Here is a 22,588-nt window from a genome sequence, read left to right on the forward strand (position 1 = left end):
GGAGGACTACTGGCAAAAACGTATGCAAATTATCGGCAACGTCGTTATCGGCGTTGGAAACTACAAGTGTGTTTCACAAAATTTGGGACAATAACTAAAAATTACAGTTACCAAACCATCTATACTTTCATCCCATTCCTCATACTCTACATTTAACACTTTATTCCAAGTAGGAAGATTATGACCAATTATATCGGCTTTTCGTTGTTCTATTCGTTTCTTATGTAACAACAAATTATTTGTTTTCAATTCAAACTGCAAGAGTTTTACATTAGACTCCTTAGCTAAATCTCGAAATAATTTTCTGGTCAAATGTAATGGATTGACTGTATCAATGATTACACTTAACCCCAAATTAAGATTTTCTCTTGCAAGATTTACTATTGCATCATACCCTTCTCCTTTTAAACCTGAAGTTGCATTATATCTACAAAATGGTACCTCTATACAATCTAAACGAAGATATACCAGAGATAATTTTTTCGCCAATGATTTTGCCAAGGTGGTTTTACCTGTTCCCGGCAATCCTGCTAACGTTATAAATAAGGGTTTGCGATTTTGATAATCTAATTGAAAATCCATTAATATCTTATCTCCAAATTCCGGTTTCTTTATCTGATCTTTCTCCTCAATTATACACGAAAGTATAGGCTTTTTCAATCCTCAGAACTGTCTTTGATTTAGGTCTAAGCGGCACTCCCACACACCGCAGAAGCGCCGCCTACTGCCCATAAATACGTTATCTCATGCTCTAGAACTTCCCGTACACACGCCTGAATGTTGTTTATTTCTTACCCATAAAAGTTGATTTTCAACTTTCAGCAGTTCCGTCACTCAATGTCTGTCAGCACATTCCTTTACCAACCGAGAAAACATATTCTCAGCCTGCTCGTCTACACTCATAAGATATTATTAATATACCTTTTACTAGCATACACAAATAAACCGCTTATGCTCCTTGAAATAGCGTTGATATTTCAATAAATAAAGCAATTTATTATTTTCATTCATGGAATTTGATTATCCAAAGCAAGACAACAAAGTCAGCGATATTGTCATAAGTAACAAATCAATAAGCATCTCACTTTTTTTTAAACAAAAATTCTCATGAAGTCACCTTATTAATTTCCATGACTTTCATTGTTTAAAAAAGAATGCAGTGTAACATCAGCAGCAGAATATCTTCTTCGGCACACAAAATCTTTAATTTACTATATCCCATTGGCTCCCAAGCACAAGTTCTGGAATAGAATTCATCCATTTTTTGTTATCACTATCGGATGGAAACCTCCGTAAAATGGCAAACCCGCGATCAAGCGGGCAGACCAGCGAAAGCCATTCCTGCCGTACCAAGCCCCGGCTCTCATATCAATTCATATTTGATTAATCTACTGAAGCTATAGAAGGTTTTACAAAATCACAGTAACCCCATAGCCGAAAACTACTGCCATTGAATAACATCACGGTCTAAACCAATCTTCCGAAAGAATTTCCTGTTCCGATTTTTTAAATTGTTTTCTCATAATTATGTCAGGAGACATCGGAGGCGAATATGAATATCCAATATTTTCAGTGTGCAGGAAATAATGAATGACCTTCAAACAGTTCGTCTGCCTGTCGATTATCTCATCAATTAATATGTCTGCAATTATGGCATTGTGCTTCGCGAGCCACCATCTGTATTCCTTATCATTGAATATTCTATTGGTTACCATAAAAACATGAAAAATTTTGCTAATACAGCAGAAATCAATATGGTTTCTAAAATATTTTCCAAAATATCCGGAGGGGATAACTGAATATATACCATTGCAAATAGTATAACCGATATGATCAAGACATGTTATTTTAATATGTTCTGCACATGAATGATCATGCAAAAATCGATGCAGCTTTTCGAGTACATAAATATTGCGATCCAGATAATTCGACCGGTAATATTTTGTTCTTTCTATCCATGAAATTTGATTATCAAAAGCAAGAACACAAAGTCGGCGATATTGCCATAAATAACAAACCAACAAGCAAATCGCTTCTTTCTTAATAAAAATTCTCATAAATCACCTTGATATTTTCATACATCTGTATTTATGATATCCCAAGCTGTGTAACACATTGATTTTTGAGGTTCTGCTATGGAATAACATCACGGTCTAAACCAATCTTCCGAAAGAATTTCCTGTTCCGATTTTTTAAATTGTTTTCTCATAATTATGTCAGGAGACATCGGAGGCGAATATGAATATCCAATATTTTCAATGTGCGGGAAATAACGAATGACCTTCAAACAGTTCGTCTGCTTGTCAATTATCTCAATTAATATGTATGCAATTATGAAATTGTGCTTCGCAAGCCACCCTCTGTATTCCTTATCATTGAATATTCTATTGGTTACCATAAAGACATGAAAAATTTTGCTAATACAACAGAAATCAATATGGTTTCTAAAATATTTTCCCAAATGTCTGGAGGGGATAACTGAATATATACCATTGCAAATAGTATAACCGATATGATCAAGACATGTTATTTTAATATGTTCTGCACATGAATGATCATGCAAAAATCGATGCAGCTTTTCGAGTACATAAATATTGCGATCCAGATAATTCGACTGGTAATACTTTGTTATTTCTAGCCATGAAATTTGATTGTCAAAAGCAAGACTACAAAGTCGGCGATATTGCCATAAATAGCAAGCCAGTAAGCACATCGCTTCTTTTTTAACAAAAATTCTCATGAAGTCACCTTGTTAAAAAAAGGAATGCAGTGTAACATCAGCAGCAGAATATCTTCTTCGGCACACAAAATCTTTGAATTACTATATCCCATTGGTTCCCAAGTACAAGTCCCGGAATAGAATTCATCCGTTTTTTTGCTATCGCTGCCGGATGGGAACTTCCGTAAAATGGCAAACCCGCGATCAAGCGGGCAGACCGGCGAAAGCCATGCCTGCCGTACAGCCCCGGATCTCATATCAATTCATGTTTGATTGATCAATCGATTGAAGCTGCAGAAAAATCAGCGATAGCCTGACGGAACAATCCATGCTCCGGCCGATCGCTGCCGTTTCATTCCAGACACGAATCGCTTATGAAAAAACCGCTTTCCGGCTGGCCGGAAAGCGGTTTCGTTCACCTTTCAGGCAAACAGAACTTACCAGTTTTCGGCAAGAATCTCGAAATAGGCGCGCGGGTGTGCGCAGGCCGGGCAGGTTTCCGGCGCTTCGGTCCCCTCGTGGAGGTAGCCGCAGTTGCGGCAGCGCCAGACGACCGGATGGTCCTTCTTGAAAACCGTGCCGTTTTCGACGTTCGCAAGCAGGCCCAGATAACGGTGCTCATGCTGCTTTTCGGCGACGACCACATGCTCCCATACATACGCGATCGCCGGGAAGCCCTCCTCGCGGGCCTTCGCGGCAAATGCCGGATACAGGTTGTACCATTCGTCGTGTTCGCCGGCAGCGGCTTCGATCAGGTTGGCGCGGGTGTCGCCGATCACGCCGGCCGGAAAGCTCGCGGTGATTTCCAGGTCGCCGCCTTCGAGGAACTTGAAGAACCGCTCCGCGTGCTCCTTCTCCTGATTGGCGGTTTCGGTGAAAATGTCCGAAATCTGCATATACCCCTCTTTTTTCGCCTGGCTGGCGAAGAAGGTGTAGCGGTTGCGGGCCTGAGATTCGCCGGCGAAAGATTTCAACAGGTTCTTTTCGGTTTCGGTTCCTTTGATGGATTTCATCATACATTCTCCTCTGGTTGGTTATGAATTTGACGCGTTCCCGTCGCTGAACGACAACACGGATTCTTTTTCTCCGGATTCGGCACTCTCCTCAACCGATCCATATAAGAATTTACCACATATAGTCATAAAGGCAAGTATGTTCCTGAAATTTTTTGATAAAAAAAAATCACGGAAAGGTTTTCGGACTTGTCAATCGAGCCGGCAGGGTGTAGGGTATGAAAGTTCCGGGAAAGCGGAACGGAGATCCCGGTCAACGATATAAAATACAGACCCGGGCCGGAAATAATACCGGAGAATTGTCAATGTATAAAGAATTTTTGTTTCATCTGCCCAACGATATCGGCAAGCTGATGCAGCTGGCGGCGGAAATCCGGCAGTTGAAGGAATATGAGGACCTGAGTCCCAAAACGCAGTATGTGCTCGATCTTGCCCTGGAGGAGATGGCGACCAATATCATCAAATACGGTTACGACGAACCGGGTACCAGGACGATCGAAATCTCGGTGGGGTTCAATCAGAAGGACCTGCGGCTGGTATTGAGCGACGACGGGCACGAATTCAATCCGCTCGAAGCGCAGGCTCCGGCGGAAGCCGGGATCGAAGAGCGCGATATCGGCGGCATGGGCATCTACCTGACCCGCAATCTGGTCAGGTCGATGGAATACGAACGCAAAGAGAACAGAAACGTGCTGTCGATCTGCATCGACAAAGAATAAAACGAACAGGTAGGAACATGGAACTTGATTTCAAATCCGAAAACGGCGTAACCGTGCTGACCATGTCGGGACGGCTGGATTCCGCAACCAGCGGCCCGGCCGAACAGAAAATTTCCGAGGAACTCTCCCGCGGCGGCAGCTGGATCGTCCTTATGCGGGATCTGGAATACGTGAGCAGCGCCGGTTTGCGGGTATTTCTGCTGATGGCCAAGCGGTTGCGGGCCGCTGGCGGCAAACTGGCGCTGGCGGAGCCGGCGCCGGGAGTGCGCGAAGTCCTCGACATCAGCGGCTTTTCGACGATTTTCACCATCTGCGGCGACTTGAACGACGCCCGGACCGCCTTGCAGTAGCTCCTCTCCGCACCGGTCAGGAACGCCTCCAGAAAGGAATATCCAGTGGAACCAGTGAACGTAACCGGTATCGCATGTCTGCGCTACCTTTCAGCCAACCTCAAACGCGACATCAACTTCGACGCGCTGATCACGCCGGAGCTGCAGAAGGAGTTCGCGGCGGACCAGTCCTCCGGACTGATGAAACTCGCCGCCGCGCTGCAGTTGAGTCCGGAACAGCATAAGAACGCCGCCGACCTGGCGGAAACCTATGCGGGTCCCGCCCTGCTGCTGCTTCAGAGCGGCAGCTGGGTCTGCGCGGTGAACCTGCAGCAGCTCAAAGGGCCGGGAGTCACCCTCTTCGACCCGCTGGCACAGGGCAAGGGCGGCATGCTCAACGTGCCGACCGAACAGCTGCGTCCCCGTCTGGGCGACGCGGTGATCATCTTCCGAACACTTCAGGCGGTGGACAACCGCAAGCACAGCGGGCTTTTCGCGCTGACCGCGATCGGCCGCCACCACAACGTGCCGATGGACATCCGGCGGCTGCTGCATGATTATGCGGCGGGCGAGCAGGAGGTTTCGGTGCCGCAACTGCTGGAGATTGCCGGAGACTATCAGCTAAAAGCCAAAAAGGTCCGGCTGCGCTGGAAGGATTTCGCCGGAATGGGGCAGGCGTTCCCGCTGATCGACCTCAAGAAGGACGGCACCCGCCGGGTGATCTGCGGCATGCGCCGCCGGGAGGAGGGCGACGACCTCGCGGTGGTCGATCCCGCCTGGCAGGCCGAACACCCCGGCCAGCAGTTCAACTTCATGGCGCAAAAAGAGTTCGAGGAAACCAGCTCCGGCAGCGGCATCTTGCTCAAGCGCGTCTACAAACTCGCCGACGAGGACCAGCCTTTCGGACTGCGCTGGTTCATCCCGGAATTCCTGAAACTCAAGGGCATCTTCGGCCAGATCGCGCTGGCGGTGCTGATGATCAACGCGATCGCGCTGATCACGCCGCTGTTCTTCCAGATCGTAGTGGACAAAGTGCTGGTCAACAACAGCTACAACACGCTGAACGTGCTCGGCATCGGCATCGTCGCGGCGATCCTCTTCAACGCGGTGCTCGAATATCTGCGCAACTACCTGCTGCTTTTCGCGACCAACAAGATCGACATCGCGACCGCGACCAAGACCTTCAAGCACCTGATGCGGCTGCCGATCGAATTTTTCGAGCGGGTGCCGTCCGGGGTGCTGCTCAAGCACATGCAGCAGACCGAGAAGATCCGCGGCTTCCTGTCGGGGAACCTCTTTTTCACGGTGCTGGAGTTGTTCAGCCTGGTGGTGTTCATCCCGTTCCTGCTGCTCTACAGCGTGGAGCTGACGCTGGTGGTGCTGGGGTATTCGGTATTGATGGCGCTGGTGATCGCCACGCTGATCAAGCCTTTCCAGATCCGCCTGAACGAGCTTTACCAGGCGGAGGGCAAGCGCCAGAGCATGCTGGTCGAGTCCATCCACGGCATCCGCACCGTGAAGTCGCTCGCGATCGAACCGGTCGAGGAGAAGGCGTGGAACGATTCGACCGCCTACGCGATCAAGTCCTACTTCCGGGTCGGCAAGATTTCGATGACCGCCCGCACCATCAGCCAGATGCTTGAAATGCTGATGACGGTTTCGGTGATCTGGCTCGGCGCGTCGCTGGTGTTCGACCATGTGCTGAGCATCGGTGCGCTGATCGCGTTCCAGATGCTTTCCGGCCGCGTGACCGGCCCGCTGGTGCGGCTGGTCGGGCTGATCCACGAATACCAGCAGGTCGCGCTTTCCGTGCGGATGCTCGGCGTGGTGATGAACACCCCGGTCGAACCCGCCGGCGGAGGCGTCCGCAACCCGCTCAAGGGCAATATCTCGTTTGAAAACGTGACCTTCCAGTACCGTCCCGACACTCCGCAGGTGATCAGGAACCTCGACCTCGACGTGCCGGTCGGTTCGACCATCGGCATCGTCGGGCGCTCCGGTTCGGGCAAGACCACGCTGACCAAGCTGCTGCAGGGGCTGTATCCGGTGCAGTCCGGCCTGATCAAGATCGACGGCATCGACCTGCGCGAAATCGACAAATCCCACCTGCGCTCCAGCATCGGCGTGGTGCTGCAGGAGAACTACTTCTTCAACGGCACCGTCCGCGAAAACATCTGCCTGACCAAGCGCAACGCGACGCTTGAGGAGATCATCTACGCGGCCCGGCTCGCCGGCGCCCACGACTTCGTGCAGACGCTGCCCAAAGGGTACGACACCATGCTTGAGGAAAACGCCTCGAACCTCTCCGGCGGCCAGAAGCAGCGCCTCGCGATCGCCCGCGCTCTCTTAACCAATCCGTCGATCCTGATTTTCGACGAAGCGACCAGCGCGCTCGACCCGGAAAGCGAAAACGTGATTCAGGAAAACCTCGGCGCCATCGCCAAGGGGCGCACCGTGCTGATCATTTCGCACCGCCTGAGCATCGTCAGCGGCGCGGATAAAATCCTGGTGCTGGATAAAGGCGTACGCACCGATTTCGCGCCGCACCGCGAACTGCTGTCGCACGACGGCATCTACCGCGATTTCTGGCGCCAGCAGATGGAAAGGAACCTTGCAAGATGAGCCAGCCCAAACAGGAGCGCCTCAATTCCAAAGCGATCGAATTCCAGCCGGACGCGCTGGAGATCAAGAACGAACGGTTGCCGTGGCCCGCGCGGGTCGGCGTATTCAGCGCCTTCTTCTTTCTGGCCGGAGCCGTGATCTGGGCCTGCGTATCGCAGGTGGACGTGATCGTCGGGGCCACCGGCAAGCTGGTCACCGACACTCCGCCGGTGGTGATCAAGCCGCTGGAACGGACCGTGATCAAAAGCATCGACGTGAAAGTCGGCGACGTGGTCAAGAAGGATCAGGTGCTGATGCACTTCGACCCGGTCAACAACCTCGCCGAAATCGCCCGGCTCGAATCGGAGGTTTCGACGCTGACCGCGCAGTTCAACCGCCTGCTCGCCGAATTCAAGAACCAGCCCTACCAGCCGGGCGACACCGCCAACGAGGACGTCGAGTGGCAGCTGGCGATCTACAAGCAGCGCCGCAAGTTCTACGACGAGAAAATCCGCTATTACGACCAGAGCATTGCCCAGATCAAGGCCTCGCAGCACAGCACCGAGGAGAGCCTCGAAAAACAGACCGAACGGCTTGAAGCTGTCAAGAAGATCGAGCAGATCTACACCAAGCTGCTGGACAAGAAGGCCATCTCACTGAAAGAAACCCTCGAAATCCAGATCACCCGCATGGAGATGGAGAGCGAAGTGGACAAGCTGCGCAACTCCCTGGTCGAACAGAAGCATCAGGAGCAGACCGCCGTCGCCAGCAAGAACTCCTATATCGAGGAGTGGCGCAACTCCATCTCCGAAGAGCTGGTCAAGGTGCAGCGCGAGCTGACCAGCAACCAGAAATCCTACGAGAAGGCGGTGCAGCTGAACTCCTACGACCGGCTCCGCTCGCCGTGCGACGCGGTGGTGCATGAAATCGCCGCCTTTTCGGTCGGTTCGGCGGTTCGTGAAGCGGAGGCGCTGATCACGCTGGTGCCGCTGGACAGCAAAATCGAGCTGGAGGCTGAAATCGAACCCAAGGACATCGCGAAGGTCCATACCGATTCCAGCTGCCGGATCAAGCTCAATGCGTTTCCGTTCCAGAAGCACGGCACGCTGGAGGGGACGATACGCAATATTTCGGAGGACACTTTCCAGCGGCAGCAGGGCGAGGCGGGAGCCACCCGCACCTACTACCGCGCCCGCATCGACATCGACGACAAGGTCAAACTGCGCGGCGTGCCGGAGAATTTCCGACTGATTCCGGGCATGGAGGCGCAGGTGGAGATCCGGGTCGGCCGCCGCCGGGTGATCGAATATGTGATCCACCCGCTGATCAAATCGCTCGACGAAGCCATCCGCGAACCGTAAGAACGCCTGGAGAGGGCGGCCTTATTCATAGAAATACGGGTCGTCCAGCCCGTCCAGCTTCCACTCGATCCACTTCAGGTCGGGCAGCGACAGGCGCAGGAGCTTCCCGCGGAATTCCGCGGGTATTTCCAATTCGGTCCGCCGGAAGGAATTGCCGTTCGTCTCCGGCTGTTCGGCTTCAAGGATATGGATTTCCCGGACGACCGGCTCTCCTTCCGGCGTTTCCAGACTGACCGCCAGCGGTTCGCCGGAACGGGAGTTGCGCGCGTTTTTCCACCGCCAATCCACCGCCAGTCGCCCGGATTCCGGCGCGCGGATCGTAAAGACCAGCGGCACCATCACCGTGGTGCGCGTCCCGAACCAGCGGTCGGCACGGATGCGGTAAGGATTCGGGCTGCCGACGCCGCCCCAGCAGTCATTGTGAAACGTCATCCGGGCAAGGACCGGTTCTCCGCCCGGAGCCGGCACCGTGATCCGGCGGTGTTCGGCGACGTCGTTGGCGTAAAGCGTCTGACCGGCCAGCTTCCGGCCGGCCCGGTCCGTGACCACCACGGAGAGCCGGTCGTCGGTGCGCTTGAACTGCCAGTAGCGGAAGCTGCGGATCCGGTAAAGATCCAGCACCGCCATCCCGTCCGGCCCCGGCGTCAGCTCCAGCTCAAACGGCCGGTCGCCTCCGATCTGCATCCGGCCGGCCAGCCGGTTCAGGTCGCCGTAGCGTTCCGGCATGGCCGGCTTCTCCCGCAGGCCGAACTGCCGCATCGCCGCCAGATAAGGCAAAGCCCATGCCAGCGAATTGTCGCGCGAACTCCCGGCCAGCAGATGCCATAGCAGCGGATCGCCGTCGCCCCGGTTCAAATAGGTCAGATATCCCGGATCGCCGCTGCACCGCGCCATCATCGCCCCCGCGAAAAGCATCATCGCGGCCCGCCCCTCGTTGGCGCTTCCCGACCGGGTCGGCCGCGCAGTGCGGTCCGGAGGCATCGGCGCCGTTTCTTTGCTGTTGATCCGGCGGAATTCCGCGGCTTCGCGGTCCAGCCGTTCAAGATACCGTGTATCTCCGGTGACTTCGTACAATTTGGCGAGCGCCTCATGGGCAATACCGCCGTAGTAGCTGTCTGCGTCGGAAGCGCCGCCCCAGCCGTACTGGCGTTCAAACGCGGCGCGCAGCTGCGGATCGCCGGAAAGTTCGTAAAGTTCGGCCAGATGGAAAATCATCCGGTGCCGTTCCCGCCCCGCCTTGTACCGGATCGCCGACTTCTGGACCAGCACCGCGGCGCTGGAGAGCGCGCTTTCCAGCGAACGGCGGTCGCCGGTCAACAGATAGTGCCAGACCACGCCGGTGATCCAGAAGTGGCCGGTGTGGAAATTATAGGTCAGGTTGCTCCAGGAGTTGTGCGGATGAACCGCCGTGGCTCCGCGCCGGATATGGCACTGGTCGATATCGCGCATGTGGCGGCTGTGGCTCTCCGCCAGCGCGAAATCCCGCGGATCGCCGGAAGACAAATAGCGGGTCCAGAGGTTCCGCACACTGGAGGTTTCATGGTTGCGGTAGAAGTTGCGCGTACCGAAATCGCCGTAATCCGCGAAGCCGAACATTCCGGTCACGGCGGCGTGATTGCGGGCCGCATCGAACACCCGGTCGATCATCGCGGCGGAACGCGGGAAGGCCGCCGCCTCTTCCCGGGTCAGAAAGTCCCCGAATACTCCGCTTTTACGAATCCAGTCGGCGGCAGGCTGCAGCAGCGGCCGGCGGGCCGGAGGCAGCGCGCCGCCATCCGGCGCGTACCAGCTCCGCATCGTGCCGGAGAGTCCGGCGGCGACATCCAGCGGATTCACTCCCGTCTCCGGCCACAGCATCAGCTTCACCGCGCCCGGCTCAAAGCCGAAACCGCGCGGCGACTGCTCGTAGAGTTCGTCGATCCGCAAACGGGCCTTGCCGCTCCGGGCTTCGCCGGAGAGGCGGCGGCCGGGCAGTATGGCCTCACGCCCGTCCCGGCGGACCGCGACATCGGCGGTGAAGCGGCCAGTCCGGGCCAGCCGCTGCACGAATTCGGCGGGTGCGGCGCCGCTTTCACCGTCCAGTTGGTATCGGGCCCCTCCCGGCAACTGCAGGTAGATGGAACGCACCAGTCTGTAAAGCGGGTCTTTTTCGGTGAAGTTGTTTTCAAACGAGCAGTCGATCTCCAGATAGGGCTGACTCCGGAATGCGGTCAGCCGCAGTTCCCACGCCAGAAACGCGTCGCCGCGCAGGAATACGGTACAGCGTTCCGGCCCGTTCTCCTCAAGTTTCACCAGCGTCGCAGCGGAGCGATGGATTTTGCCGTCCGGCGTCTTCACCGCGAAGAAAGCATCGCCGTTCTCCAGAAAAGAGGGTTTGTCCGGGGTCAGCGTCAATTGCAGCGCCCCGGTGTCGATCCTGATCCGGCCCTCCCGCTCCTCCGCCAGCGGCCTGCGCTTCGCCGCCGGGACGATCCCCCGGCCGTAACGGAGGCGGAAAGGCCCGGCGTCCGCAGCCTGAAAATCCACCGCCAGCGCCAGGATGCTGCCGTCGCGCGGCCGGCGGGCCAGCACGGTGAACTGTGCCGGAACCGTTTTCCCGTTCCGGTCCAGCAGCTCCGCTTCGGACGCGTCGAAAAACTCTCCGGCCGGAAACGGCACACCGCCCCGCACCGGCACTGCTTGCGGAGGCGGCGGCGCAACCTTGAGAACCACCTCTCCCTGCCGGGTATTCGCAGAGATGCGCATTCCCGGATACTGCTCGAGTGAAACCGTCTCGGCGATTTTATAGTGATATTTCGAGCCGCGAACCGGCGAAAACGGGCGCGGTTCCGCAAAATCCTGCTCCAACTGCACCGCGTCGATCCAGATCGGTTCCGTGCCGGTGTTGCGAATTTCCGCCCGATAGAGGTCGAAGTCGACTGCGGACATCTTCCCGGCCAGAGGGCAGTGGACCGATCGCCGCTCCCAACTCGTTCCAACCGTCACGCTGCCGCGCACCACCGGAGCGGCTGCCGCGCCGTGGTGATCCATCACCATATTCTGAAGCAGCAGCTCCGCTTTCCCGGCGCGTTCGCCGCGCAGCCACGCCGAGAACACCGCGCCTTTGCCGCGCATATCATGTGCGAACCAACTGAAAAACCCGCCCGGTTCGATCCGCAGCGACCGTTTGCCGTGAAACGCATTGCCGTCGTACCGGAAGCCTTTTCCGGTGATTTCCGGCCGGTAATCACCCCACAGGTTAAAATTCACCGCCGGCTCCGTTCCCTCCTCGAAACTCGGGTCCGGCAACAGGTTGACGACTTCGGCGGCCCGGTCCAGCCCGCTCAGCGTGACCGACCGGATCGTCAGCGGCGCATCCGCGATCACCGCCAGCCCATCCCAGCTCGCCAGATCGTGAAACGGCCCGAACCGCTCCAACGGGATCACGGCCCGCCCGCCTCCGGTCTTATCGGCGGACGGCACCACCTCCACAGTACGGTTGCTTTTGCCGAAACTCAGGAACTCCACCCGGAAAGGAACCGCTTCCGCAACCTCCACTTTCAGTTCCGCCCGATCCGGCGTGGAACCGGCCAGCAGTACCGGCTTGCCGTCGGCCGGAGCCAGTACAACCCGTCCCGGCGAAGCGATCGCCAATCCCGTTTTGTCCAGCTCCGCCCGGACACCTGGAGCGGCGTTCCAGCGCCAGAAAAGCGGATTGCGCTCCAAACGGATCAACCGGCCCGTCCCGGTATTCCAGGCCGCCTCCTCCCCGGCAGGTTCCAGCCGCACCTCCGCAAACAGGACCTCCGCCGTGCTGCCGTAACCGTTTGCACAGTCAAGCGAAGCACCGAATGCGGCGGCGTCCGGCGGTATGTCGGCGGTCACGCTGTACGGCATCCACTCCGTCGCGCCGCGCACCGGTATGCGCGCACTCCGGTAGACAGTCCTGCCGTCGCGCGCCTTCACATCCAGCGTCAAACCGACCGAGTTCGCCCGCGACGCCGCCAACTGCCGGATCCGGGCGGAAAACACCACCCGCCTGCCCCGGTACGGCGTCAACTCCTTTCCCGTGAAACGACGGTACAGCCGATTGTTCGACCTGCCGCCGGTATCGTCCTTCAGATGCAGCACGCCATTCCGAAACTCGTTGACCGCGAACGGCTCACCGCCCGGTTTCCACAACTCCGTTTCCACCGCTGCCGCAATGATCGCAACAGCCGACAAAGCCGCACCAATCAGCGTTTTCATCATTCCAATCCCCAGAACAGTTTCACCCCTGCCGACGCCGCCGCCAGCTCCGCCACATTGCTTTTCGAGGCGACATGCCAGTCCAGAAACAGCACATTCACCGAATTTGCATGGCGCAATGCCCCGTACAGCAGATGGTTGCGCTGTTTGGCGACATTGGGGTCCATCCGGATCGGCGTTCCGTCATCCGGATTGCCTGCCGCCGTATCCGCCAGTACGCAGATCCGTGAGGGATGCGCCGTAAAGCTCTGCCGCTTGCCGCCGATCAGCGCATTCAGCCCATAACTTGATTTCACCATCGAAGTATCACCGGCATTCGCAAAAGGTTCCGGGTCGGAAGGACACTTCAGCAGCTTCGCCGCCATCGCCTTGTCGATCGTGCCGGCCAGAAACAGCTCTCCCCGGTTGGTTTTGGTCCATAAGCCCCCATTCGGCATATAGCGGATCAGACGGCCGTCATGGCTGTCCGCATAGAGCAGGATGAAGGTTCCCATCTGTTTCAGGTTGTTCCGGCAACCGGAGGTCTTCGCCGTTTCCCGCGCCCGGTTCAGCGCCGGCAGCAGCATCGCCGCCAGAATTGCGATAATGGCAATCACGACGAGCAGCTCAATAAGCGTGAATGGCCTTACGTGGCCCGATGCGGGAGGCGTATCCGCCGCCCCCCGCACCCCCTGCGTCCGGCAAGGTGCCGGTGCCGGGTACGGGACGGTCGACAGGCGGAGCAGCGGTCGCTCGGCGGAGGAAGAAGATTCACAATAACGTGAAGTTGTCTTCCCGCTTTTTTGCGGAAAAACAACTTCACGTTTTTGCTCCGACTTGCCGCTTGCAGAGCATTGGCGGAGGCGTGAGAGCTTGCAAGAAGTAAGGAAAATGTTGGAGAGATTTGGTACGGGGAGAGACGCGACGCAAGTCGCCGCTTTCTCTCCCCCGAACCCCTCTCTTTTACGCAGAGCGGGAACGAGGGGCCGGGGGAGCAGAGCTCCCCGGCGGGATAAGTAGGAGGAACGCAGTGACGATGCACATCCCGTTACTCGGCAGCGGCACCTTGCCGCCTCTCTTTTACGCAGTGCGGCATACGGGGATAGATTGTATATTTTACAAGTTGTGTTCACGAGCAGCTCAATCAGCGTAAAATTCCGATTCTTTCCCATTGTCCTCTCCCTTTCACTCACTTATTCCATATATTCCGCATCACAGGGAACCCCGCTTCAGCAGCCCGACCGGAAGCAGGAAATCCTTCCCCGGCGGAACCGCGCCGTTGATCTGATCGATCAGCAGTTCCACCGCCTTCTGGCCGAGCCGGTCGGAGTCGACTTTCACCGTGGTGATCTCCGGCTCGGTATAGCAGGAAAATCCCACTCCACCGAAACCGGCCACCGCAAAATCCTCCGGCGCGTGATAACCGTACCGTTTCAACACCTGCAGCGCTTTCGCCGCTCCGTAGTCGCAGGAACAGAAAATCGTCCCGCCGAAATGTTCCGGAGCCAGCCATGGGCGCAGCGTATCGTGGATCAACAGATAATGGTCGAGATTCAGGAAATTGTCGGCGGTGATATTCTGCCCGTAATTCAGCCACTCCGCACGCACTCCAAACTCCTCCGCCGCCGCCCGGAATCCATCCGCGCGCCAGCGGTGCAGCGACTGCTGGTCGTGGTACAGGAAAGCCACCGGCCCTCCCCGCCTTACCGCCTCTCCGAGCAGCAGCCGGAAACCCTCTTTCGTATCCGGGGCGGCAACCGGCAGTCCGGTTTCGCCCGGGTGTCCGTCAACCACCACCAGATTCGGAGAAATCCGGCGGAAGAAATCAAGCTCTTCAAAGTGGTTCTGGAAATAGCCGTCCACCAGCAGTCCGTCGAACTTCAATTTGCTGAACCGCTCCAGCGCCTCCTCCGCCGTGCGGATCACCCGGCTGAAAATCTGGAACTCCATCTCATGTTCTCGGGTCGCGCGCTCCGTCGAATAGATGATGTCGGTATAGTAATGGTCCGTCACATCGTAACGCATCGCCCGGGTATAATGATTGACCAGACAGAGCGCATTGTGCAGCACTCCGCCGCCGTTCCCCTTGACGAAAGTTCCCTTTCCCTGACGGCTGACCAGAATATTCTCCTCGATCATCAGCCGGATCGCCTTGCGCACCGAAGTCCGCGAAACCCCGAGCTTCTCGCAAAGCAGGTTTTCCGAATAGATCGCATCCCCGATCTTCAGCTCCCCCGAAGCGATGCTCTGTTTCAGGTATGCTGCAACCTGCTGGTAAATTTTATCGGCGCTCATACACTTGTATCTTTCATCCATAATATTTTCGATACATATATTATGAATCAAAGCCAATGTAAAAACAAGTATAAAAGCAAATTTTTTTCGAAAATATCGGAAAAACGATTGTACGAAGCCCCCCTCTTCACCTGAAAGGAATTCAAAGCGGCGGCAGCGACAGGTAGATTTTCCGGTCCCGGTATGTAAAACCGCAAACGGTCCGGTAGCCGGGAAACGGCGACGGATTTTCCGTTATCACCACCGGCTGATAACTGCGCACGAAATTACCGGCCCAACCCGGATAATCCGGGTACACCTGATATCCCCAGTTCACGAACATCGGGTGAAAATTCGGCTGTTCCGGGAAGAAACGGCAATACAGCGCATCCTGGGTCAGATTCAGCCACGGCCGCTCCCGCAGCCGCTCCGGCACTGCTCTGCAATCGGCGGCAAACCGCTGGAAAAGTCTTCCTTCGGAAGCATTCACCCTCAAGCCGCTGAAACCGGGCGCCTCCACCGCCCTCTGATCGATACGGCTGAAATTCAGAACGGCGCTCCCGATCCTCCATCCCGCGGCGGCCGCCGGCCAGGCCAGCAGCACGATCAGCCCGGCAATCCGCAGGTTGCGCCCTCTCCGGCTGCGCCACCACTGTTCCGCGACAAAAGCCAGTGCCCCGAACATCGGAATCGCTCCCCAATAACAATGCCGCAGGCACGGAACCGGATAATACTGGTGCCATGAAGCCAGCCCGACCAGCAAAGCGGCGCAGAACGGCAACTGCCACTCCCCGCTCCGCCGCCGCCACAGCCGCCACACCATCCATCCGAAACAGCCCAGCGCCGCCAGCGGAAACAGCAAAAATACGGAGTCGGCCGGGAAAAGGCAGCTCAGCAGGTCCGTGATCCGGTCTCCTCCCGCGTCCTGACTGAAACGGGCCGTATTGACCCAGCACTGCCGCCAGTAGTCCCGCCATGCACCGAATACGGTCAGGTACAATGCCAGAAACGCCGGGAACACCAGCACGCCGCCGCTCCATATGCCGAACCGGTACAGCGCCTCCCGGAACTTCAGCCGCCGGGTCCACACCTCCAATCCGAGCGTCAGGATGCCGGCCGGCACCATCACAATACCGCACGGCTGCCGGAATCCGAAAGCGATTCCCGCCGCCACACCGCAGCCGAACAACAGCCGCAGGCCGCCGCCTTCCAGATAACGAACCATCAGCGTTCCGCCCAGCAACATGAAGTAGAGCGCGTAAACCGAAGACCATGACAACATGATCCAGACGTAGAACGGAGCCAGCCCGAGAAACAGTCCGAATGTCAGCCAGCGGAACGGCTCCGACAGGAACCGGCACCACAGCCGGTCCAGTTCCATCGCCGACAACGCGTAAAACAGCACGGTCAACAACCGCAGCACTATAATCTCAGCCCCGAAAAACCAGACCGCGGCCCCCTGCAGCAGCGACGTCAGCAACCCGTATTGGTTGAAAGAATCCCGGAAGACCACCCGGCCGGCCGCAACATCCATCGCCGACTTCAACATCAGTCCGTCATGATGCGGGTCCACTCCCCACGGAACAAAGCAGAGGAACAGCCCGCAGGCGGCAAACAGCACCCAGCGGTGGGAGGAAAGCCAGCCGCAGGCCTGCACACCCGCTCCGACAGCAGTTGCATTCTCCATTATTTTTCTCCCGGCTGCCGCTTCAGATCGGCCAGCACCACCTGAACCGCCGAGGGCCGGGCCGCATCCGGCGGCAGCGCCGCGACCTCCTCCATCGCCTGAAAGACCCGTTCCGCGGCGTCGGCGTACTCAAGGCGGCCCAGTTCAGCGATCAGCCGGATCGCCCGGTCGATCAGCTTCTTGTTGCTGGTCGCCACAAAACTCATCCAGTTGCCTGAAACCCGCCCCAGCTTCACCATCGTGCCGGTCGAAATGGCGTTCAATGCCAGTTTGACCGCCAGATGCTCCAGGAGCCGCAGCGGCGTCGGCTCCGCCGCGCACGGGATCATGAAATCCCCCTCCCCGCCGCCGATCGTCAGCAGCCGGCAGCCGTCGAACCGTTGCCCGGCCTCCGCGATCCGCCGTTTCAAAGCCGGATTTCCGGCTTCCGGCCCGGCCAGGAAACCGACCGCAAACGACGGCGAACGCCGTGCCGGAACCTCCAGCACCTCGCGCCCCACCGGAAACGCGTAGAACGCCTCATCGCCGATCACCGGCGGCTTTGCACAGACCGATTCCGGCGCCCCCATCGCCCGGTAATCGTCAGGAGTCCAGTTCAGGCAGCGCGGCGCGCGGCGGAAAATCCGCGCCCATACCTCCGGCGTCGACAACGCCGGATCGGCCACCCGCGCCCACGGCGCCGGAGAAATCCGGTCATCCGCCCGGATGAATCCCGGCAGCATGAAAGTCGGGGAGCGCTCCGTGGTGTCCGTGAAGATATCCAGCGCATAATCGTTCGCGAAATAGGTCACGCCGCCGCCTTTCGCGTAAAGCTCCGCCTCAAAATCGATGTAGCGGGCCAGTTCGGCAAGCGCCTCCGGCGCAGTCAGCTGATCCAGCACCGCTTCAAATCCGGCGGTGAAATCCGCCGGAGTTTTCCCGGAACGGCGGCACAGCAGAATCTCCAGCGCCGCCCCGGCGATCAGCATCTCCGAGGTGGTCGCCTGCATCCGGGTCGAACCGGCCAGCGCCATCGGCCCGCAGAAGAGGTCCAGCACCGTCACGCGCGGGTCCCGGATCGCATTGCGCGACCGTTCCAGTTTCTCCGCCAGCAGTCCGGCAGGGTTGTTGAACAGCAGAAAACATTCCGCCCCCCGTTCCGCCGCCTCCGCCAGCGTCCCCAGCACGGAGCTGGTCTCGCCGCCCTCCGTGATCGCGATGAAGCAATCCTTCGGTCCGACTCCGAGATCGCGGCACTGGCGGCGCCCGAAGCTCGCAAAATCCTCAAAGAACTCCACCGATTTCACCAGCGCATAATCGCCGCCGGTCATGATGCTCGCCGCGCGGTCGGCCAGCTCCGGCAGGCCGGCTTCGATGCAGCCGTTCCGCCACATGCTCTCCAGCAGGATCGCGAGCCGCCCGGTCGCGCCGCAACCGGAAAAGACCAGCCGCCCGCCCCGCTCCAGCGCCCGCTCCCCGGCCTCGGCCAGTCTGCGGAACTCTCCGCCCGCCAGAACCCGTTTCGCCATCTCTGCAACGTCCCGGTCCGGCTTCAGCAGCGTTTCCACCCCGGCCCGGCTCGAACGCCGGAAATCCGTCTCCAGCGTCGCCGTCAACGGATTCGACTGCTCCGTGGGCAGGAAGCCCAGATGAAAGGGCTTTTCGTTCTCAATGAAATTCCGTGCGCTGTTTTTCGCCTTCTCCCCAACCACCATGATCCGCCATCCTTAAAACTGTAATATTTGATTGAAACCGCTCTCCGGTCAGGAGTCACGCCGGACGATTCCGGCAAAGCTGCACCGGATCAGCTTCTCAAGATCCGCCGGAGCCACCTCCACCTGAAAACCGATGCGCCCGGCGCTGAAAATGATCGTCCGCTGTTCCAGCGCGGAACGGTCCACGACCGTGCGGAACTGCTTCTTCATCCCGATCGGCGAGCAGCCGCCCCGGATATAGCCGGTGACCTTGTTGATTTCCGCGACATGGATCATCTCGACCGACTTCTCGCCGACCGCGTGCGCCGCCGCCTTCAGGTCAAGTTCGCACGCCACCGGAATCACGAAAACAAAGAAATCCCGGCCCGCGCCCCGCGTCACCAGCGTCTTGAACACCCGCTCCGGCGGCTGGTTCATCGAAGCCGCAACCGTCAGGCCGTCCACCGCCTCGCCTTCCCGGTGTTCATAGGTGTAATGGGAATAGGGGATTTTCGCCTGATCGAGAATCCGCATCACATTGGTCTTGTCGTTTTTCGCCATCGTCTCACCTCAAAAAAATACAGGATATTCCCGCCGGAGCGAAAATACCCTGTTCAACTGCATTCCTTCAGCGGATTACTTCAGGATGCCGCACCGCTTCAGGCTGGCGGCCAGCTTTTCCCGGTGTTCGGGGCTGAGTTCGCAGAGCGGCAGCCGGTATTCCTCCGCAATCATGCCCGCCATCGCCATCGCCGCCTTGATCGGAATCGGGTTGGTCTCGACGAACTGGTCGCGGAACAGACAATAGTACTTCTGATGGAGCTTGAGCGCCCCCTTGAAATCACCGGCCAGCGCAAGGTCGAGCATTTCGGACATCTCGGCCGGGATGATATTCGACGAAACGCTGATCACCCCCGCCGCGCCGACCGAAACCATCGGCAGCGCCAGGGAATCGTCGCCGCTCAGCACGGTGATATCGCAGATATCCTTGAGCATCGAAACCCGGTCCACGCTGCCCGCGGCCTCCTTGACGGCGGCGATCACCGGATTCTTCGCCAGCCGCGCGACGGTCGCTTCGGCGATCGGCACGCCGCTGCGTCCCGGCACGTTGTAGAGCACCACCGGCAATCCCACTTTATCCGCGACCGTGGAAAAATGGCGGTAAATGCCTTCCTGGGTGGGCTTGTTGTAGTAAGGCGTAACCTGAAGCGTCGCATCCGCGCCGAGTTCCTTCGCCTCGCGGGTCAGCTCGACGGCTTCCGCCGTGGAGTTGGCGCCGGTTCCGGCGATGATCCGGCAGCGGCCGGCGGCGAATTCGACCACCCGGCGGATCACTTCGAGATGTTCTTTGCAGCTCAGGGTCGGCGACTCCCCGGTGGTGCCGACCGGCACCAGCCCGGCCACACGCCCGGCGACCTGCAGTTCGACAATCTTACGCAGCGCATCCCAATCGATCTCTCCGTTGCGGAAAGGGGTGATCAACGCCGTGTAAACGCCTTTGAATTCCATCATTTTGTCAAACTCCGAAAAATTCGGGGACGGCCCGGTACGGCTCCCCGTGGTTGAAACATACGGTATCCATTCCTTTATAAGATAATGCGAAACGACCGTAAAATCAATATGTTTTCCATGATTTGATTTGAAAAAAACCGGTTGCCCGGCTAATTTAAAGGATGGACTTGTATCGATGATCGAACAGAGGAGAATTTTCAATGAAGCATTTCGCTCTTTTATGTTTCGCCGTGCTGTTTCTGGCGGCAGGGTGCATCTCGTACCAGTATGAAGGGGTCCGGGAGGCCGAGCCGACCACCCATGTGAAGGTCTACACCGACGCGACCAGGATCAGACAGCCCTACCGGGTGCTCGGCCAGGCGACCGCTTCCGGCGACTCGCAGGACGTCAGCCGCGACCGCCTTCTGGCCAAACTCGAAAGCGAAGCCGAAAAAAGCGGAGCCGACGCGATCCTGATCACGGAGCAGCAGGTGGTGCCGGGTGAAATCCAGAAAAACGGCAATCCGCAATTCGCCAATTCCTTCGACTATGACGATTCGACCCGCAGCTGGGCGCAGATTTACCGCGATGTGGACCTGACTTACGGCAGCGTGCGCGGCACTCCGAACGACAATTCTACCGTGATCAGCTACAAGCGTATCCTGCGGGCCGAATTTCTGAAATACCTCGATGCTCCGGCAACAGCGGCGGAGGTATCGCAAGTCGACGGGAAACCGGCTCCGGCGGAGAGCAGCGGCAAATAATTATATTTTCCAAATATTCCTCAATTAAAATTGCTCTATGGAGGAGATCCGGTTTCACTTCCGGAGGAAACAGGAAAAATTTATGAAATATTCGGTTTTCCGGATTGAATTGGATGAAAATAAATGCTACTTGTATAGTGTGCCATTGTATTGATGGAAAAGTACATCGGCCCTCTTTTCAATTGAGAAATTCATGTTTTGATACGAGATCGGGAGAAATATCATGTTCCAAAGGCGCTGGACTTCTGAGAAAATCATCAGCCATATCCTTGCACGCGAAGGGGTGGAGCCCCTGAACTCACATTACTACGCCACCACGTATCCGGATGTCTATGCCGCGGCGGAGCGCTTTTTCGGCTCCTGGTGCAACACGCTGGAAAGTTGCGGTTTCTCCTATCAGGAGATTCGCAAATACCGCACCTGGAACCGGGAACGCGTTCTCAATGAGATCCGCAAGCTCAGCGAGGTCCACTCTCCGCTCTCCTCGAAATTCGTCCAGACCGACCACCGCCCTCTCTACATGGCGGCCCTGAAACGCTTCGGCAACTGGGGCAACGCAATCCGCGCGGCGGGTCTGGAATACCGCCGCATACGTTTGCGCCGTCTCCAGACTCCGGAAGAGCTCAAGGAAGAGATCCGGCGCCTCTATCAGAGGGGGGAAAGCCTCTCCTATACCTACATGCGGAATAAGTACCAGTATCTGCTGGCTTCCGGCATGAAGAAACTGGGTGACGGCAGCTGGGTCAGGGCGCGCGAAGTTTGTGGCATTCATATCAATTGCCGCAAGCTTGCCGCGGAAGCCCGCAAGGCCGCGCTGCAGGAAGAGGAACGCAAGCGGCAGGAGCGGAACGAGAAACAGCGGCAGAAAAGATTGCAGAAAAAGCAACAGCAGCAAGCAGAACAACAGGCGCTGCTCAAAGCGGTAAAAGCTCCCAAGGCGCAGCCCAAAAAAGCAGCGGCAGTCAAATCCCAGCCGGCGAAGACAGCCGCCAAATCAGAAAAGGCGGCGACAGTCAAATCCCAGCCGGCCAAAACAGCGGCAGTGAAGACAAAACCGGCCAAAGCCGTAAAGGCGCAGCCGGCCAAGACCGCAAAGACTCCGGCGGCCAAAGCGCAACCCGTCAAGACCGCTGCGAAAAAGAAAAAGTAATCAATTCATCTGCTCAGCCTGCCGTTCGGCTCCTCAAATCCGAAGGCGGGCTGCTCTTTCCGGCGGTTGTCAGGAATATTCATAATCGATGAATTCTCCGGAGAAACCGTCACTCCGGCGCCGCCGGACTTCCCGGAACCCCACCCGCTCATACATCCGCTGCGCGGGAAGCAGTAAACCGTTTGTGGTCACAATGATCTTACCCAAGTTATCATACCGGGAGATTTTGATACAATTGAATATAAAACAACGGGGAAGGATTACAATTTTATCTACAATGATACTTGAAACAATGGGTATACTGCGATTGCATAACGCAATTTTGAAAGAAAATAAGCTCAGCTTCTAGTGGCAACCCCGCCAAGATTCGAACTTAGACTAACTGGACCAAAACCAGTTGTGCTACCATTACACCACGGGGTTAACGGCAGTATGGACACTGCCGTGCTCTAAAAATAATCCATCTTTGCGAAAAATTCCATCTTTTTCTTCGCTTTTTTGAGATTTTTTGCAGACGTTGCGCAGTTCTCCGGCTCCGGCTTTTGAAAATGTTGACAAATCATCTCCTTGTGGCAGCTCCATTCCCGGCGATCAGTATGAC

The 22,588-nt window shown here is 56.9% G+C and carries 16 protein-coding genes and 1 tRNA gene; 6 read left to right on the plus strand and 11 right to left on the minus strand.

Annotation, left to right across the window (positions count from 1 at the left end):
• Positions 1-60 precede the first annotated feature (60 nt).
• Positions 61-660 (minus strand): P-loop nucleotide/nucleoside kinase family protein, encoded by a 600-nt coding sequence (locus C8D82_RS16330; RefSeq protein WP_207776164.1) that lies wholly within the window; start codon positions 658-660, stop codon positions 61-63.
• A 2,496-nt stretch (positions 661-3,156) separates the two neighbouring features.
• Positions 3,157-3,732: a rubrerythrin gene (rbr, locus tag C8D82_RS16340; RefSeq protein WP_116885407.1), complete on the minus strand. Its 576-nt coding sequence runs from the start codon at positions 3,730-3,732 to the stop codon at positions 3,157-3,159.
• 305 nt (positions 3,733-4,037) lie between these two features.
• On the opposite strand from rbr, the gene C8D82_RS16345 reads away from it, so the two are divergent.
• The 4 genes from C8D82_RS16345 to C8D82_RS16360 are packed head-to-tail and all read left to right on the plus strand — an operon-like array spanning position 4,038 to position 8,742.
• Positions 4,038-4,451, plus strand: a complete 414-nt coding sequence (locus C8D82_RS16345; protein WP_165833138.1) for an ATP-binding protein — start codon at positions 4,038-4,040, stop codon at positions 4,449-4,451.
• Between the two features lie 17 nt (positions 4,452-4,468).
• Positions 4,469-4,801, plus strand: coding sequence for an STAS domain-containing protein (locus C8D82_RS16350; protein WP_116885364.1), 333 nt, complete (start codon positions 4,469-4,471; stop codon positions 4,799-4,801).
• 45 nt (positions 4,802-4,846) lie between these two features.
• Positions 4,847-7,402, plus strand: coding sequence for a peptidase domain-containing ABC transporter (locus tag C8D82_RS16355; protein ID WP_206212525.1), 2,556 nt, complete (start codon positions 4,847-4,849; stop codon positions 7,400-7,402).
• Positions 7,399-8,742, plus strand: coding sequence for an HlyD family type I secretion periplasmic adaptor subunit (locus tag C8D82_RS16360; RefSeq protein ID WP_116885365.1), 1,344 nt, complete (start codon positions 7,399-7,401; stop codon positions 8,740-8,742). Before C8D82_RS16355 ends, C8D82_RS16360 begins: the two co-directional genes overlap by 4 nt.
• Positions 8,743-8,763: 21 nt before the next feature.
• Here C8D82_RS16360 and C8D82_RS16365 read toward each other — a convergent pair whose 3' ends face one another.
• The 7 genes from C8D82_RS16365 to dapA all read right to left on the minus strand — a co-directional run bounded on the left by C8D82_RS16365 (position 8,764) and on the right by dapA (position 20,094).
• Entirely contained in the window at positions 8,764-12,972 is a 4,209-nt protein-coding gene (locus C8D82_RS16365) for a glycoside hydrolase family 127 protein (RefSeq protein WP_116885366.1), read from the minus strand.
• Positions 12,969-14,120 (minus strand): prepilin-type N-terminal cleavage/methylation domain-containing protein, encoded by a 1,152-nt coding sequence (locus C8D82_RS22375; protein ID WP_116885409.1) that lies wholly within the window; start codon positions 14,118-14,120, stop codon positions 12,969-12,971. Before C8D82_RS22375 ends, C8D82_RS16365 begins: the two co-directional genes overlap by 4 nt.
• Before the next feature lie 40 nt (positions 14,121-14,160).
• Positions 14,161-15,243 carry a GntR family transcriptional regulator gene (locus C8D82_RS16375; RefSeq protein ID WP_165833139.1) on the minus strand — a complete coding sequence of 361 codons (1,083 nt, stop codon included), beginning with the start codon at positions 15,241-15,243 and terminating at the stop codon, positions 14,161-14,163.
• A gap of 142 nt (positions 15,244-15,385) precedes the next feature.
• A complete protein-coding gene (locus C8D82_RS16380) occupies positions 15,386-16,909 on the minus strand; it encodes an ArnT family glycosyltransferase (protein ID WP_116885368.1) in 1,524 nt (507 codons plus the stop codon).
• On the minus strand, positions 16,909-18,603 hold the full coding sequence (locus C8D82_RS16385; RefSeq protein WP_116885369.1) for an N-acetylmuramic acid 6-phosphate etherase family protein: 1,695 nt from the start codon (positions 18,601-18,603) through the stop codon (positions 16,909-16,911). Before C8D82_RS16385 ends, C8D82_RS16380 begins: the two co-directional genes overlap by 1 nt.
• Before the next feature lie 48 nt (positions 18,604-18,651).
• Positions 18,652-19,143, minus strand: coding sequence for a Cys-tRNA(Pro) deacylase (ybaK, locus tag C8D82_RS16390; protein WP_116885370.1), 492 nt, complete (start codon positions 19,141-19,143; stop codon positions 18,652-18,654).
• Positions 19,144-19,218: 75 nt separating this feature from the next.
• Positions 19,219-20,094, minus strand: coding sequence for a 4-hydroxy-tetrahydrodipicolinate synthase (gene dapA, locus C8D82_RS16395; RefSeq protein WP_206212524.1), 876 nt, complete (start codon positions 20,092-20,094; stop codon positions 19,219-19,221).
• A gap of 200 nt (positions 20,095-20,294) precedes the next feature.
• Between dapA and C8D82_RS16400 the strand changes: the two genes are divergently transcribed.
• Complete coding sequence (locus C8D82_RS16400) at positions 20,295-20,837, plus strand: hypothetical protein (protein WP_116885371.1); 543 nt, start codon at positions 20,295-20,297, stop codon at positions 20,835-20,837.
• Positions 20,838-21,060: 223 nt separating this feature from the next.
• Positions 21,061-21,987: a homing endonuclease associated repeat-containing protein gene (locus tag C8D82_RS16405; protein WP_116885372.1), complete on the plus strand. Its 927-nt coding sequence runs from the start codon at positions 21,061-21,063 to the stop codon at positions 21,985-21,987.
• A 349-nt stretch (positions 21,988-22,336) separates the two neighbouring features.
• Here the strand turns inward: C8D82_RS16405 and C8D82_RS16410 are convergent.
• Positions 22,337-22,410: transfer RNA gene (locus tag C8D82_RS16410), tRNA-Gln, on the minus strand.
• A complete protein-coding gene (locus C8D82_RS21355; RefSeq protein WP_165833140.1) occupies positions 22,396-22,569 on the minus strand; it encodes a hypothetical protein in 174 nt (57 codons plus the stop codon). The genes C8D82_RS16410 and C8D82_RS21355 overlap by 15 nt, the downstream gene beginning before the upstream one ends.
• Between the last annotated feature and the right edge of the window lie 19 nt (positions 22,570-22,588).

This window comes from Victivallis vadensis (assembly GCF_003096415.1).
Lineage (GTDB): Bacteria > Verrucomicrobiota > Lentisphaeria > Victivallales > Victivallaceae > Victivallis > Victivallis vadensis.

Coding starts and splice junctions, on each gene's coding strand:
- C8D82_RS16375 (WP_165833139.1), bottom strand. CDS start 15,243: ATGAGCGCCGATAAAATTTACCAGCAGGTTGCAGCATACCTGAAACAG.
- C8D82_RS22375 (WP_116885409.1), bottom strand. CDS start 14,120: ATGGGAAAGAATCGGAATTTTACGCTGATTGAGCTGCTCGTGAACACA.
- C8D82_RS16385 (WP_116885369.1), bottom strand. CDS start 18,603: ATGGTGGTTGGGGAGAAGGCGAAAAACAGCGCACGGAATTTCATTGAG.
- C8D82_RS21355 (WP_165833140.1), bottom strand. CDS start 22,569: ATGGAGCTGCCACAAGGAGATGATTTGTCAACATTTTCAAAAGCCGGA.
- C8D82_RS16350 (WP_116885364.1), top strand. CDS start 4,469: ATGGAACTTGATTTCAAATCCGAAAACGGCGTAACCGTGCTGACCATG.
- C8D82_RS16380 (WP_116885368.1), bottom strand. CDS start 16,909: ATGGAGAATGCAACTGCTGTCGGAGCGGGTGTGCAGGCCTGCGGCTGG.
- C8D82_RS16400 (WP_116885371.1), top strand. CDS start 20,295: ATGAAGCATTTCGCTCTTTTATGTTTCGCCGTGCTGTTTCTGGCGGCA.
- C8D82_RS16360 (WP_116885365.1), top strand. CDS start 7,399: ATGAGCCAGCCCAAACAGGAGCGCCTCAATTCCAAAGCGATCGAATTC.
- rbr (WP_116885407.1), bottom strand. CDS start 3,732: ATGAAATCCATCAAAGGAACCGAAACCGAAAAGAACCTGTTGAAATCT.
- C8D82_RS16345 (WP_165833138.1), top strand. CDS start 4,038: ATGTATAAAGAATTTTTGTTTCATCTGCCCAACGATATCGGCAAGCTG.
- dapA (WP_206212524.1), bottom strand. CDS start 20,094: ATGATGGAATTCAAAGGCGTTTACACGGCGTTGATCACCCCTTTCCGC.
- C8D82_RS16405 (WP_116885372.1), top strand. CDS start 21,061: ATGTTCCAAAGGCGCTGGACTTCTGAGAAAATCATCAGCCATATCCTT.
- ybaK (WP_116885370.1), bottom strand. CDS start 19,143: ATGGCGAAAAACGACAAGACCAATGTGATGCGGATTCTCGATCAGGCG.
- C8D82_RS16365 (WP_116885366.1), bottom strand. CDS start 12,972: ATGATGAAAACGCTGATTGGTGCGGCTTTGTCGGCTGTTGCGATCATT.